General features: G+C 51.9%; 13 protein-coding genes and 1 pseudogene. 7 read left to right on the top strand and 7 right to left on the bottom strand.

The genetic code is table 11. The features are described 5' to 3' along the window. The first annotated feature begins 62 nt into the window (after window positions 1-62). Window positions 63-1,421, top strand: coding sequence for a tRNA (N6-isopentenyl adenosine(37)-C2)-methylthiotransferase MiaB (miaB, locus tag GEI7105_RS0114590; protein WP_017661179.1), 1,359 nt, complete (start codon window positions 63-65; stop codon window positions 1,419-1,421). Window positions 1,422-1,805: 384 nt separating this feature from the next. Then, window positions 1,806-3,050, top strand: a complete 1,245-nt coding sequence (locus GEI7105_RS0114585; RefSeq protein ID WP_017661178.1) for a glycosyltransferase family 4 protein — start codon at window positions 1,806-1,808, stop codon at window positions 3,048-3,050. Between the two features lie 120 nt (window positions 3,051-3,170). Here GEI7105_RS0114585 and GEI7105_RS0114580 read toward each other — a convergent pair whose 3' ends face one another. Continuing rightward, window positions 3,171-4,046, bottom strand: coding sequence for an S-methyl-5'-thioadenosine phosphorylase (locus tag GEI7105_RS0114580; RefSeq protein WP_017661177.1), 876 nt, complete (start codon window positions 4,044-4,046; stop codon window positions 3,171-3,173). A 28-nt stretch (window positions 4,047-4,074) separates the two neighbouring features. Between GEI7105_RS0114580 and GEI7105_RS40480 the strand changes: the two genes are divergently transcribed. The 3 genes from GEI7105_RS40480 (at window position 4,075) to GEI7105_RS37350 (ending at window position 4,985) form a co-directional block, all read left to right on the top strand. Continuing rightward, window positions 4,075-4,197, top strand: coding sequence for a hypothetical protein (locus GEI7105_RS40480; protein ID WP_017661176.1), 123 nt, complete (start codon window positions 4,075-4,077; stop codon window positions 4,195-4,197). A gap of 187 nt (window positions 4,198-4,384) precedes the next feature. Further along, complete coding sequence (locus tag GEI7105_RS0114570; RefSeq protein ID WP_035492548.1) at window positions 4,385-4,588, top strand: hypothetical protein; 204 nt, start codon at window positions 4,385-4,387, stop codon at window positions 4,586-4,588. A gap of 178 nt (window positions 4,589-4,766) precedes the next feature. Continuing rightward, window positions 4,767-4,985, top strand: a complete 219-nt coding sequence (locus tag GEI7105_RS37350; RefSeq protein ID WP_026097664.1) for a hypothetical protein — start codon at window positions 4,767-4,769, stop codon at window positions 4,983-4,985. Here the strand turns inward: GEI7105_RS37350 and GEI7105_RS0114560 are convergent. The 3 genes from GEI7105_RS0114560 to GEI7105_RS0114550 all read right to left on the bottom strand — a co-directional run bounded on the left by GEI7105_RS0114560 (window position 4,971) and on the right by GEI7105_RS0114550 (window position 8,413). Continuing rightward, the gene (locus tag GEI7105_RS0114560) at window positions 4,971-5,798 is read right to left on the bottom strand and encodes a Tab2/Atab2 family RNA-binding protein (protein ID WP_017661173.1); all 828 of its coding nucleotides are present in this window, start codon (window positions 5,796-5,798) and stop codon (window positions 4,971-4,973) included. The genes GEI7105_RS37350 and GEI7105_RS0114560 overlap by 15 nt on opposite strands. 403 nt (window positions 5,799-6,201) lie before the next feature. Further along, window positions 6,202-7,314 carry a mechanosensitive ion channel family protein gene (locus tag GEI7105_RS0114555; protein ID WP_017661172.1) on the bottom strand — a complete coding sequence of 371 codons (1,113 nt, stop codon included), beginning with the start codon at window positions 7,312-7,314 and terminating at the stop codon, window positions 6,202-6,204. 13 nt (window positions 7,315-7,327) lie between these two features. Beyond that, a complete protein-coding gene (locus tag GEI7105_RS0114550) occupies window positions 7,328-8,413 on the bottom strand; it encodes a mechanosensitive ion channel family protein (protein ID WP_017661171.1) in 1,086 nt (361 codons plus the stop codon). A 146-nt stretch (window positions 8,414-8,559) separates the two neighbouring features. Here GEI7105_RS0114550 and GEI7105_RS0114545 point away from each other — a divergent pair, with 146 nt between their 5' ends. Further along, complete coding sequence (locus GEI7105_RS0114545) at window positions 8,560-10,002, top strand: protein adenylyltransferase SelO (RefSeq protein ID WP_017661170.1); 1,443 nt, start codon at window positions 8,560-8,562, stop codon at window positions 10,000-10,002. A gap of 180 nt (window positions 10,003-10,182) precedes the next feature. On the opposite strand, the gene mgtE is transcribed toward GEI7105_RS0114545, so the two are convergent. Then, on the bottom strand, window positions 10,183-11,589 hold the full coding sequence (mgtE, locus tag GEI7105_RS0114540; protein ID WP_017661169.1) for a magnesium transporter: 1,407 nt from the start codon (window positions 11,587-11,589) through the stop codon (window positions 10,183-10,185). Window positions 11,590-11,993: 404 nt separating this feature from the next. Continuing rightward, entirely contained in the window at window positions 11,994-12,629 is a 636-nt protein-coding gene (locus GEI7105_RS0114535; protein ID WP_026097663.1) for a Uma2 family endonuclease, read from the bottom strand. A gap of 149 nt (window positions 12,630-12,778) precedes the next feature. Between GEI7105_RS0114535 and GEI7105_RS40475 the strand changes: the two genes are divergently transcribed. Then, complete coding sequence (locus tag GEI7105_RS40475) at window positions 12,779-12,910, top strand: hypothetical protein (RefSeq protein WP_281166993.1); 132 nt, start codon at window positions 12,779-12,781, stop codon at window positions 12,908-12,910. Here GEI7105_RS40475 and GEI7105_RS34945 read toward each other — a convergent pair. Further along, window positions 12,879-13,085, bottom strand: a pseudogene (locus tag GEI7105_RS34945) (Uma2 family endonuclease); the annotation flags it as partial. The gene GEI7105_RS40475 and the pseudogene GEI7105_RS34945 overlap by 32 nt on opposite strands. Between the last annotated feature and the right edge of the window lie 84 nt (window positions 13,086-13,169).

Below are 13,169 nucleotides of genomic sequence, written 5' to 3'. Positions count from 1 at the left end.
CCCATACATCAGAAGCGACAAACTCGCTAGAATGAAGGTTCGATCGAGAGTTCAAAACGCTAATGACCACGTCTCCCCGTCGCTATCACATCACCACCTTCGGCTGTCAGATGAACAAAGCTGACTCCGAACGGATGGCCGGAATCCTCGAATCGCTCGACTACCAACAGAGCGACAACCCGGAAACCGCCGACCTCGTCCTCTACAACACCTGCACGATTCGCGATAACGCCGAACAAAAAGTTTACTCCTACCTCGGCCGACAAGCCAAACGCAAACAAACAAACCCCAATGTAACTCTGATCGTAGCCGGTTGCGTCGCTCAGCAAGAAGGGGAAGCCCTGCTGCGGCGCGTTCCCGAACTGGATATGGTCATGGGACCGCAACACGCCAACCGCCTTGGCGACCTCCTCGAACAAGTCCTTGCTGGAAACCAGGTCGTCGCGACCGAACCCATCCATATTATCGAAGACATCACCAAACCCCGCCGCGATAGTAAGGTCACAGCCTGGGTGAACGTGATTTACGGGTGCAACGAACGCTGTACTTACTGCGTCGTTCCTAACGTGCGGGGAACCGAACAATCTCGCACGCCGGAGGCGATTCGTGCCGAAATCGAAGACCTAGCCCGTCAAGGATACAAAGAAATTACACTCCTGGGACAGAACATCGACGCCTACGGACGAGATTTACCGGGAACGACGCCGGAAGGCCGCCACAAACATACCCTCACCGATCTCTTATACTACGTTCACGACGTACCGGGGATCGATCGCATCCGCTTCGCCACCAGTCACCCCCGCTACTTCACCGAACGCCTCATTCGCGCCTGTCAGGAACTCCCCAAGGTCTGCGAACATTTCCACATTCCCTTCCAGTCGGGGGATAACGAGGTTCTCAAAGCCATGTCTCGCGGCTATACCCACGAAAAATATCGACGCATTATCAATACGATCCGCCAGTATATGCCGGACGCCGCCATCAGTGCCGATGCGATCGTGGGATTTCCCGGCGAGACGGAAGAGCAGTTTCAAAATACCCTGAAACTCGTCGAGGATATCGGGTTCGACCAACTCAATACCGCCGCCTATTCCCCCCGTCCCGGTACTCCAGCGGCACAGTGGGACAACCAACTGAGCGAGGAGGTCAAAAGCGATCGCCTGCAACGACTCAACCACCTCGTCGCCCAAAAAGCTGCCGATCGCTCTCAACGGTATCTCGATCGCGTCGAAGACGTGTTAGTTGAAGATCGCAACCCCAAAAATCCCCATCAGGTGATGGGACGCACCCGAGGCAACCGCTTGACCTTTTTTGAAGGCGATATCGATCGCCTCAAAGGACAAACCGTTCCCGTCAAAATCGCTGAAGTTCGCGCCTTCAGCTTAACGGGAACTGCCCTTTCCTTAGTCGAAAGCCGATAACAGAGAACCCACACTCAATTTGAGCGGTCAGATCGGGTTAACAGCCAGATCCCCGGCATCTCGGAGATGCCGGGGATCTCAAGTCTTCACGGGATTGGCTTCACCGTCGATGGCAGAAACAGTACGGAAAACCCAATTTTGCCCTGGTTTTTCGATCGCTGAACCCCTTGCCTGCTAAGCTGTCCGACCATCAACAAACGCCCTATAGCGAAAATGCTAAAATCAAGCCAAACGATTCGTCCTCGCGATGAGAATTGAGGAGTCTAACCCTCCCTCAGAGTTGACTTACGGGAACTTTAACTGCTCGTCAACTCGACTGTTCGGTATCCTGTTTTACAGGGCGCTGACCTCGATCTCGATCGCGTTCTCAAAGGAATCTCTACTATGGCTTCTGCACGACATATTGCCCTGATTTCAGTTCACGGCGATCCGGCGATCGAAATTGGAAAAGAAGAGGCGGGGGGTCAAAATGTTTACGTTCGTCACGTCGGCGAAAGCCTGGCCGAACAAGGTTGGCAGGTGGATATGTTCACCCGCAAAACCGACCCCAACCAAGACAACACTGTCGAACATCGAGACAACTGCCGCACGATTCGACTGACCGCCGGGCCAGAACACTTCGTTCATCGAGATAACATTTTCCCGTACCTGCCAACGTTCGTCGATCGCCTACTCCAGTTTCAAGCTGAATCCGGCGTACAATACCACCTCGCTCATACGAACTATTGGCTGTCGGCTTGGGTGGGAATGCAACTGAAAACGCATCAACCCTTGGCTCAAGTTCATACTCACCATTCACTCGGGTCGGTGAAATATCGCTCGGTCTCCGAGATTCCCCCGATCGCCAACACCCGCCTGGAAACGGAAAAACGCTGTATCGAAACGGCCGATCGCGTCATCGCCACCAGTCCCCAAGAGGCGGACGATATGCGTCAAGTCACGCAAACGGGAAACATCGACGTCATTCCTTGCGGAACGGACGTCCATCGCTTCGGTGCGGTGTCCAAAGACGAAGCCCGCCGCGAATTGGGGATCTCTCCCGACACGAAACTGGTGTTTTACGTCGGACGCTTCGACCCCCGCAAAGGTATCGAAACGCTGGTTCGCGCGGTCGGACGTTCGCAACTGCGCGGAAAAGCCGATCTACAACTGATCGTCGGCGGTGGAAGTCGTTCGGGTCACAAGGACGGAGACGAGCGCGATCGCCTGATCGCCTTGGTTCGCGAGTTAGGCATCGAAGAGTTGGTTCATTTCCCCGGACGCATCGCCGACGGACAAATGACAGAATACTACGCCGCTGCTGACGTCTGCGTCGTTCCCAGTCATTACGAACCGTTCGGTTTGGTGGCGATCGAAGCCATGGCCTGTCGCACCCCCATCGTGGCCAGTGCGGTCGGTGGATTGCAGTACACGGTCGCCCACGAGGAAACTGGACTACTCGTTCCCGCTAAGGACGATGCAGCTTTCGCCGAAGCCATCGATCGCATCCTCCTCGACTCGGATTGGCGCGATCGCCTCGGAAACGCAGCCCGCCAGCGAGTCCTCGATCGATTTAGTTGGGAAAGCGTCGCCCAACAACTCGGTGAAGTCTACTCGGAACTGCTGGAGGAATCCGCGTTACCCGTTTAGGGAGACTTTTTACAGTCACCAGTCACCAGTCACCAGTCACCAGTGAGGGGATAAATGGATGAGGAGAACTCCCCCTCTCCCCCTCTCCCCCTCTCCCCCTCTCCCTTGCTCCCTTGCTCCCTAGACCAAATACTTCGCTAACAACAACTTCAATTTCTCCTTCGTCTCGGCGGGGACTTTGTCCAACGGCGTAATCACCGCAAACTTCAACGCCGAATGCGCCTCGGAGACGAAGGGGTTTTCGCTGAGACGGCGCACCGCGTCGCGAATCACCTTTTGAGCGTTTTCGGCGTTGCAGTGTAAGTTCTGAATTACCATCTCCACCGTGACGCTGTCGTGGTCGGAATGCCAGCAGTCGTAATCGGTCACTAAAGCTAAGGTGGCGTAGGCGATTTCGGCTTCTCGGGCGAGTTTGGCTTCGGTGAGGTTGGTCATGCCGATGATGGTAGCGCCCCAACTGCGATATAACTCCGATTCGGCTTTTGTGGAAAAGGCCGGCCCTTCCATACAAATGTAGGTTCCGCCTCGGTGAACGGACGCTTCGCCGAGGTCGATGCTATCGGCGGCTTCAGCTAAAACACTCGCCAGTTGAGGACACACGGGATCGCCAAAGCCAATGTGAGCGACGATACCGTCCCCGAAGAAGGTGGCGACGCGATCTTTGGTGCGATCGATAAACTGGTCGGGAACGACTAAATCGATGGGTTTGACCGCTTCTTTTAACGATCCCACCGCTGAGGCGGAGATGAGATAGTCTACGCCGAGATGCTTCATGGCGTAGATGTTGGCGCGAAAGGGCAGTTCTGACGGGAGAAGGTGGTGGTTGCGGCCGTGACGGGCCAGAAACGCGACGCGAGTTCCGTCTAGAGTGCCGAGAACGATGGCGTCAGAGGGATCGCCAAAGGGGGTTTCGACGCGCACTTCTTCGATGTCTTGGAGCGCCTCCATTTTATAGAGTCCGCTACCGCCAATAATGCCAATTTTTGCTTGATTCATAGAATTTTGCGTTAATTTCGATCGTTTGATGTTGACAGTTGACGATCGCCTCGAACGTTACGGTCGTCGAGCGTTGCTAAACCTGTCAGGTCGAGCCATCGTGCCGAATCGCAGCGTTAGAACGGACGCCAAAGTGCGTAACAGTCCGTGATTTATTGTTCGGTGTTCTCGGCAAAAGAGCAAGGTACAAATTTTGTATAGTTTGTCAGTGACTTCGATCGCGAAACTTTCTTTACACGATCGCGTGTTTTTGTGTCAACGATCGCACTCTTTCTTTACGCATTCTTTAAATAGGGTGTTAATATGACAGGTGAAGGTTTACAGAATCTTTAAAAACCATGACTGCCAGGATGACTTCCGATAACTATTCCTTGGAGCAAGTGGTCGAACGGATCTGTACGTTGCGTCAAATTACTGCCGTCGATCGCGATTTATTGACCTCTGCACTCCTATCTCGTCCCGCGATCGATCGCCGAGAACGCAACCTGGTCGATCGCGTTTTTGAAGGACTCGATCGGGGCTGGATCTGGGTTGCTGACTGAGATTTCCGATCTTATATTTCAGAGCGATCGCGTTAGCAACTGCGAGTTTTTACGCACTCTTTATAATTACTTTACAAATCGTATCGGGAAATACGGATCGATCTCGGTAAAACAAGTACTGTTCGGGGTTAAAGCTTCCGCATTGACTCAAGCGAGCGGAATCGAGCGATCGCGAACGATGACCCCCAAACCCTCCCTTCCCCAACTCTCTCTGACGCAAATTGTCGAGCGGATCTTCGCGTTCCGTCAGATTACCCCGATCGATCGCCAACTGCTCCATCGCGCCGTTCTCGATCGAAAATCCCTCACTCCGGCTGAATATCAACTCATCCAGCAACTGCAAGACGCCTTACATCGGGGTAAAATTTGGATCGCCGACGAATCAAGCCGGTCGTAACAGCCACACTCCCGTTTGCGTCATCCCCGATTCGTCCGGCCGCACCATCAAAAAGTGCAATCCTTTCGCCTGTTGTTGGCGTTGGTGGTAAGTCCGTGCCGCTGTCTGCACTTCAGAATCTTCAAACGTTGCCAACACCCAGCGATCGCTCAGTCCGGCTTCCAAAATCAACCCGTCTGGCGCACCGGGAATGTAATTCACTGCGACGGGATTCACTGAATCGAGCCATTGTGCCAGTTGCATCGATCGACGTCCGCCGTCGATAATCACCCCCGGAACTGACTGCGTTGAAGCCACCCCCAGCGTCACGGGATGTAGGAGTTCCGGCAGCGATCGAAAGCGCATCGGACGCGACGCCACATTCTCGAGATCTCCAGCGGGAATCGACGCAAACCGCCAGCGATCGCCCCATAATTCTTCAGGGACCGGAACCGGTGCCGGACGGGGAACCGCCAAAGGATCGTACACCTCTGCCGTGTAACCGGGAAGTTGTCGATAGTCTTCGGCGCGTTTGAGCAACCATCGTTTCAAGGGTTCGACACGCCGCGTCGCCTCCACCGCCACGCCTAACTTGTTTCCCGCCGCTTCGATTAAACTCAGGGATTCGGGACGAAAGACTTGCAAGCAGTGCGGAAGCGACGGTGAAGCCTGTGGCAGTTGCGCCGCAATCCAATCGGAATTGGCTTGAGATTGCGGACACCAAGCTTGAAAGCGAAAGTTCGAGGTGCGATCGCAGGCTAACAGTTCCCAGAGGGTCTCGCCGGACTCGTCTCGAACTGGACGACGAAAAAAATCAACTTGCCAAACAGCCATACATCAGGTCAAAAATTGCAGCTTTGAGGAGTGTATCTCAATGCGGGTCAATTTCCAGAAACCGGGTATCTCCAAAATACCGGATTTCTGGTTTTTTTGTATGTTGGTGTCGGTGCGTGACGCGGTAATCTTATTGACCTGACTGCGGCCAACTTTTCTAGTACATTGGCGGTGCGCCTCTTTCAGGAAAGAGTTAAGAGTGGAAAGTGAAGAGTTAAACAGGAATTCCCACTCTACACTCTGCCCTCTTCACTCTACACTGTAAAAAGCGGAAGCGGTGCGTAGCACTTTCGACCACCCTATTGTTCGAGTCACGCACCCTTTTCTGTGGGCGGTGTACATCGGTGGTGCGTGACGATTTATAGGTCTAAGGATTTATTCCCTATTGTTCGAGTCACGCACCCTACAGGGTAATCGGAGATTCGACGTAAACCGTCGGTTCTTTTGAAGAAAACTCGATTCCGAAGCGACTCAGCTTTTGCGAGATCGTCTCGTTGGCTAACTCTAACAACCGCTTGCGAAGCTGAATTGAATTCTCGTTCGATCCCAAAATAAAAAACGTCACGCGAGCTTGCAAGGCTTTATCTCCGTCTATCTGATTAAACGTGATGTTCGTACTGCCGGGATCGATACCGAATACCGAGTTTGTCGAGTCTGTAACCACTTCTCGCACTAACGCCATATCTTGCTCGTCGAGAGGTTTGAGGAAGTCGAGATAAATCATCGACATTACCTTTTTGGCTCGGGTGAGGTTTTCGATTTCAATGTTGACGAGAATCGAGTTGGGAACCACGAACAGGGTACTTTTGGCAGAAGTCCGAATTTTCGTCGAGCGAATCCCGATCGATTCGACTCGTCCCAACTGTCCGTCTTTCAAGCGAATATAATCGCCAGGAACGAAGGGGCGATCGAGATACAGTACGATGGTACTGAGAACCTGTTCTAAAATTTTCTGAGCGGCAGCAACTAAGGCTAAACCACCGAGTCCCACACCCGCAAACAATCCTAACAGGTTGAGTTGTTGACTTTGAGCGTAAGCGAGAATCGCAAAAAAGCCGATGAGGACGTTCGCCACCGTCTCGAAAACTAGCAGGAGTTCGTCAACTTCTAACCCCATCCGCTTGAGAAGATCGATTCCGTAAATTCGCAAAATCTGTTGTAACAGATTTGAGACTAACCAAGCGATACTGGCAATAACAGCTAGATCTAAAAACGGGCTGATAAACTTGTAAAAACTCTTATAATCCTCGAGCCAAACTGAGGATAGAGAAATCAAAACCAGCGTTCCCGACACCCGTAAAGGATTTTTTATCGGTTGGATGAGAGTATCGTAGGTGCGAACTACAGTATCGGCGAAAAAGCGATCGAGGAACCAGCGAACGATCCTCGGCGTAAATCGTCCGAGCAACAACGAAATTAGAGTGAAACTGAAAAAAATCAACAAATTGAGGACGTTCGCCTCAGACAACCAAACAATTCCTCCGTTGAGGAACTTCATTCCCTCTGAAATATTCATGCAACGTAGTGAATTAAATAGTAATGGGAGAATCTACATAGACAGTCGGACCTTCGCTCTCGAATTCCGTACCGTACTCTTTGAGCTTTTGAGTGATTTTTTGATTGGCCGCGTCGAGGACTTGTCGGCGAATTTCCATCGAAACGTTCCCAGAACCCAGAATGAAAAATGTCACTTGAGATTGAGTTTTGAGACGACCGTTTTTATCGGGAACATCTCGAAACGCAACATCAGTGTTTCGCGAATCGATACCGAAAATATCAGCGGTTCCCCGAACGATAACTTGACGGATCAAAGCGCGTTCGTCTTCAGGAAGTTGGGTTTGAAAATTAAAGTAGAGAATTGCCATCACTTTTTTCGCCCCCGTGAAGTTTTCGATCGTCATTTGAGTTAAGGCGTTGTTGGGGACGATCGCCAAGGTTCCTTTTCCCGACAGTCGAATTCGTGTCGATCGCAATCCGATCGATTCAATGCGTCCGAAGGTTCCATCGGGCAATCCCACGTAATCGTCGATGGTAAAGGGTTGGTCTAAGTATAAAACAATTCCGCCGAGAACCTGTTCTAAGGTTTTTTGAGCGGCAAAAGCAACCGCTAAACCTCCAATTCCCAAACTCGCTAACAATCCTAGTAAATTGACATCGTGGGCTTGGGCAAAAATAAAAATTGCCAGTAAGGTAACGGTTAAATTCGAGACGACCTTACCTAAATTGAGGAGTTCGTTAATTTTGGTGCCTTTTTTAATGACGATGTCGAGCAGGTAAACGTCGAACAATCGTGCAAAAATGCGAGACAAAAACCACACTAAGGTAATAGATAACCCCAAACTGGTGACGAGTTCCCAACCTCTGGGAATCTGAAGCCGAAACACCAGCACTTCCGCAACGATAAAGCCAAAAACAAACCCCAATTCTGTTAAATGGGGCTGAATTACGATGTGGTAAAAGTTGCCGAGTTTGGAAGTTTGAAACGATGCAGACGCACGCTTGAGGAGCGGACGCAGTACCAGAGCGATCGCCAACGTCAATAATACGCCGATCGCGATCGATCCCCATTGAAACAGACGCTCGATGTCGAGCGTTTCGGGTAAATTTTCAACCATCGAACCTTGCTTGTATCGGTATAAAGTTGTTGAGTTTTAACCGAACGAGGCTTTGCTAAAACTCAAACCCCGCGAACTTGCATCTTCGAGAGCGCCTCTGACACAATAAACGACAATCTCGCTTGCTCACTGTCAGCCAATTCGACATGACCTTAGCCGAAAGCTCTCCTCAAGCAACGTCTGTCAATCCGTTCTTTAACCTCACTTACGAGCCGAATTTTGAATCGTTAGGAGAAGGCTACTACGATATCGTCGCTGCTGCCGAATTTCCGACGCATATTGTGCGTTTTCGCAACGATCGCGTACTCCCATTACTGGGTCTCGACCCCGTTCGCGTTTCTAACCACCATTTTATCGAAGCGTTCGGTCAATTTCGAGCGAGTTTGCCACTGCTGGCGATGTGTTACCACGGATACCAGTTTGGCGAGTACAACCCCCACCTCGGCGACGGACGCGGTTTTCTCTACGGACAAGTTCGTGGAATCGACGACGAACTCTACGACTTCGGAACCAAAGGGAGCGGTACGACACCGTACTCTCGCAGCGGCGACGGACGACTGACGCTCAAAGGTGGCGTTCGGGAAGTTATCGCCGCAGAAACTCTCGAACGCATGGGAGTTCGCACGTCCCGCTGTTTGAGTGTCATCGAAACCGGGGAACGTCTGTGGCGGGGTGACGAACCCTCTCCAACGCGATCGTGTGTCATGGTTCGCATGAGTCGATCGCATATTCGTTTTGGAACCTTCGAGCGATCGCACTATTTACGCCGTCCCGACTGGACGACAAAACTGCTCGATCTCGTTATCGACACCTATTATCCCGAAATCGATCGCCAGGAAGACCCCGAAAACGCCTACCCGCGATTTTACGCCGCACTGGTGGCGCGAGTGGCACGATTGGCGGCCGAATGGATGGCGGCGGGGTTCTGTCACGCCGTCCTCAACACCGATAATATGTCCATTACTGGGGAAAGTTTCGATTACGGCCCTTACGCCTTTATTCCCAACTACGACCCGAAATTTACCGCCGCCTATTTCGACTATTACGGCCGCTACAGCTACGGTAACCAACCCCTCGTCTGTAAACTGAATTTGGAGATGTTGCAAGCACCCCTCGCCTGTGCGATCGACCTCGAGGCGATGCAAGTCGCCTTAACGGAATTCGACGAAATCTATCACCGAAACTATCGCCAGTTAATGCTTCGTAAGTTGGGACTGGCCGATATTTCCACAGAAGACGCCGAAGAATTGGTGAAATTGACCGTTGAGGTGTTAGAACAAAACGAAGTCGGCTATCACGACTTTTTCAGTCAGCTTCGCCAGCAGTTTTCTCCACAATGGCGGGACGACGAAACTGCCATCTTTGCCAACGCCGAACCTTCAGAAACCCTGAAACCCTGGCGACTGGTTTACCATCGAATTTTACAAGGACTTTCCACAGAAGAACTCGAAGCCGTCAGCGATCGATTACGAGAGGTCAATCCCTTGGTGGTTCCAGTCCGTCCAGAAATCGAGGCGGTGTGGGAACCGATTACTGTCGAGGATAACTGGCAACCGTTTTACGATTTATTAGAGCGAATTTGGCATTAATTTGGCATTAATTTGGCATTAATTTGGCATTACCAAAACCCGGTTTTTAGAGAAAAACGAAAAACCGGGTTTCTGGATCAAACCTCTGTGTCCTCAAACCTCTGTGTCCTCAAACCTCTGTGTCCTCAAACCTCTGTGGTGAATCCCCCAATTACCACATAACTCCACTATTGTCAACCCTCAAAACGGAATCACCGCCATCAACAAGCGAGCGATACTGAAATAAATCAACACCCCCAGCACGTCAACCGCTGTCGTAATAAACGGTGCGGACATCAACGCCGGATCGAACCCCAAAGACTTAAACAACATCGGAAGCGCAGATCCCGACACCGACGCCAACAGCGAAATCACCATCAAACTAAAACCGACAGCGATGGCCACGATCCAACTTCCTTGTAACAAATACGCGCCCACCGTCACGATCGCCCCGAGCATCGATCCCAACAAAATCCCAGCGATCGCCTCCCGTCGGATAATGCGCCCGGCACCTCCCGTCTGAATTTTATCCATATTCAGACCGCGAATGACCACCGTAGACGACTGAGCGCCGACATTCCCTCCCGTCCCGATCAGCAGGGGAATAAACATAGCCAAACTCACCACCTGCTCGAGAATCCCCTGATTGGCACGAATCACGCCGCTGGTGAGGGTATTCGTAAACAGCAATACCAACAGCCAGAGTACTCGTTGTCGAGCCACCCGAAACAGGTTCATCTGGAAGTAATTATCGCCGTCGGCTTGCAAGCCTCCCAACGCATAAATATCTTCAGTGGTTTCCTGTTCCAAAATATCGATCACGTCGTCCACGGTGACGATTCCCACCAACCGCCGCTCGCTATCGACCACCGGAAGCGCTAAAAAATCGTACCGTTGGATGGTACGAGCGACTTCTTCTTGGTCGGTACTCGTGTGAACGAACACCACATCTCGCGTGGCGATTTCCGAAATTTGCTGTTCCGGCTGCGCCACCACCAGATCCCGTAACGATAGAATTCCCGAGAGATGGCGATCGGCGTCCGTCACGTAGAGAGAATAGACGGTTTCCGTCACGTGTGCCAGACTGCGAATGCGATCGAGGGCTTGCGCGACCGTAAAATGCTCCTTTAAGGAGATATATTCCGGCGTCATGATGCGGCCGGCGGTGTCGGGTTCGTATCCCAACAACAAATTCGTCGCCTGACGTTCGGAGGGACTGAGATTTTTCAGCAGTCGCCGTACTACTTTCGCCGGAAGTTCGTCGAACAGTTTGGCGCGATCGTCGGGGGACATTTTATCGACGATTTCGCGCACTTCCTGATTTTTAAACTCCTCGATCAACGAGTGTTGGACGCTCGAATCGAGGTGTTCGTAAACCTCCGTCGCCTCGTCCTTCGACAACAAGCGAAAGGCGATGACGTGCAGCGTTTCAGGAAGTCCTTCGATCGCTTCGGCGATATCGGCCGGTTGAACGGGGACTAATACCGTTTTTGCGCCTTGGAGGTTTCCCGCCTCGAGGAACATTTGGAGCTGAGATCGAACTAACTCCCGAAGCTCCCGGCGCGACGAGACACTTTGTAACGTAGACGTGTTGGAACTTTCGACCACAGCAACCTCTCGAACTCGAACGAACAACCTGTTGAATCTAGTCTAGAGGGTCTTGAGCCTCTCTCTCTCGATGGTTTCGCGTTTTTGAGTGAGGCGACCCTTCGGATATGATGGGGTATCGTATTCTCGCCTAGCCCCACTTTCTTAATCAGTATCCCAGAGTTAACATTTTGCGGCATAGACGCCCCGCAATGAGGACAGTTATGCCAACGGTCAGATAACCCCTTGGGGACTCGGTTTAGGTAAATGGCAGTACTGGGGTTTCCGCCGGATTAACCTTGACGACCTTCTTTCAAGGGAAGTGCTGCATTCTAACGATCGTGGTGTGCAAAACAGCTTGAGATGACAGGAGTTTGAACGCAACAGCAGCATGACTTTTCATCACTACCAGCGCCGGGAGGATGTCAAGTTCCTAACTTCCCTCTAACCCACTTACGAAACTCCCTCACCCAAGTCGTTTCGCCCATCGTCTGACTCGCCTGCAAAAAACGCAGAATGTCCCCTCGCTGCAATAGCGGTAACACCTCTGACTGCTCCCGAGGGGCATACTCACCCTTCACTAGGCGATAAATCGTCAGCAACTCCCCATCAAACCGCCACACCTCCGGTATCCCCAACGCCGCATAAATTGCCATGCGGTCGATCGAACTGCTCGTGTTATCCACCTCGATCGCCAGATCCGGCGGTGGGTCTTGGGTTAAGTCAATATTGTCCTTGCCCCGTACCGCCTGCTCGTTTTGGATGTAGTAACACGCATCCGGCTCCAACCCCTTCTGCAAGTCTTCCCGGCTCCAAGTGGTAGAACCGAGGCTGGCAATCTCCGTTTCCGTTTCCTCTGTCGTTACCTCCACTATGCGGCTCAGGCGACTTTTATACCGTTCGTGGGGTGGCAACGGCACCATAATTTCTAACGTCCCTCGGTCGTAGGTCAGGCGTTTTCCCGGTTCTGATTCCAAATCGCAAATCAGGCCCTGGTAGGTAGTCCAGCTCACTCCCCGCAGCACCATGCAATTACTGGGAGTCGTTACTGTCGTCGTCATGTCCCGTCCTCCGTACTTGCACCTGTGTCCTCCTCCGATGCAAAAACTCTTGTCCTGTATGAGTTTGAAGCCACTTTCGACTCGTTTTCCGTTTGAGTTCCGTTAGTTGAAGGGCGATCGCCGATCGCGACGACAAGATCGATCGCTGGTTGGAATCGACCGAGAACGGAGTCGTTATCACGAACTGGAAAACCACGGCGTACACCTGGGGCGATCGCTCTCCATTGTTCGACCCACTCCCCAAAACCACTAAGCCCAAATCCGTTGCAACTTTAGCGTAAACCCCGGTAAAACCCCCTCTCCCGACAACGTACTTGGATTTTCCAAAACTTCAACTGCTCGACCCGCACGATAAATTTCTACTTGCCTATTTTGTGGATCGATCGGCCAACCTAACTGCGTACCATTTTCCATATACTCTTGCATCTTGGCACGTAGATCTTTAATACGATCTGTTCCGATAAGCTAAGTTTCAAGAAGTCTTCACCAGATCCCCCCTTCGCCCCCTATCCCCCCTTCGCCCCCCCCTTTAAGGGGGGG

The organism is Baaleninema simplex PCC 7105, assembly GCF_000332355.1.
Classification (GTDB): domain Bacteria; phylum Cyanobacteriota; class Cyanobacteriia; order Cyanobacteriales; family Geitlerinemataceae; genus Baaleninema; species Baaleninema simplex.
The sequence above is the reverse complement of the archived record's forward strand: the minus strand, read 5'-3'. Positions and strand labels throughout refer to the sequence as shown.

What these genes read in the sequence shown, in the direction of transcription:
- GEI7105_RS0114580 (WP_017661177.1), bottom strand. Translation starts at nt 4,046, where the DNA reads ATGAATCAAGCAAAAATTGGCATTATTGGCGGTAGCGGACTCTATAAA.
- GEI7105_RS0114585 (WP_017661178.1), top strand. Translation starts at nt 1,806, where the DNA reads ATGGCTTCTGCACGACATATTGCCCTGATTTCAGTTCACGGCGATCCG.
- miaB (WP_017661179.1), top strand. Translation starts at nt 63, where the DNA reads ATGACCACGTCTCCCCGTCGCTATCACATCACCACCTTCGGCTGTCAG.
- GEI7105_RS40480 (WP_017661176.1), top strand. Translation starts at nt 4,075, where the DNA reads ATGTTGACAGTTGACGATCGCCTCGAACGTTACGGTCGTCGAGCGTTG.
- GEI7105_RS0114550 (WP_017661171.1), bottom strand. Translation starts at nt 8,413, where the DNA reads ATGGTTGAAAATTTACCCGAAACGCTCGACATCGAGCGTCTGTTTCAA.
- GEI7105_RS0114535 (WP_026097663.1), bottom strand. Translation starts at nt 12,629, where the DNA reads ATGACGACGACAGTAACGACTCCCAGTAATTGCATGGTGCTGCGGGGA.
- GEI7105_RS37350 (WP_026097664.1), top strand. Translation starts at nt 4,767, where the DNA reads ATGACCCCCAAACCCTCCCTTCCCCAACTCTCTCTGACGCAAATTGTC.
- GEI7105_RS0114570 (WP_035492548.1), top strand. Translation starts at nt 4,385, where the DNA reads ATGACTGCCAGGATGACTTCCGATAACTATTCCTTGGAGCAAGTGGTC.
- GEI7105_RS0114555 (WP_017661172.1), bottom strand. Translation starts at nt 7,314, where the DNA reads ATGAATATTTCAGAGGGAATGAAGTTCCTCAACGGAGGAATTGTTTGG.
- GEI7105_RS0114560 (WP_017661173.1), bottom strand. Translation starts at nt 5,798, where the DNA reads ATGGCTGTTTGGCAAGTTGATTTTTTTCGTCGTCCAGTTCGAGACGAG.
- GEI7105_RS0114545 (WP_017661170.1), top strand. Translation starts at nt 8,560, where the DNA reads ATGACCTTAGCCGAAAGCTCTCCTCAAGCAACGTCTGTCAATCCGTTC.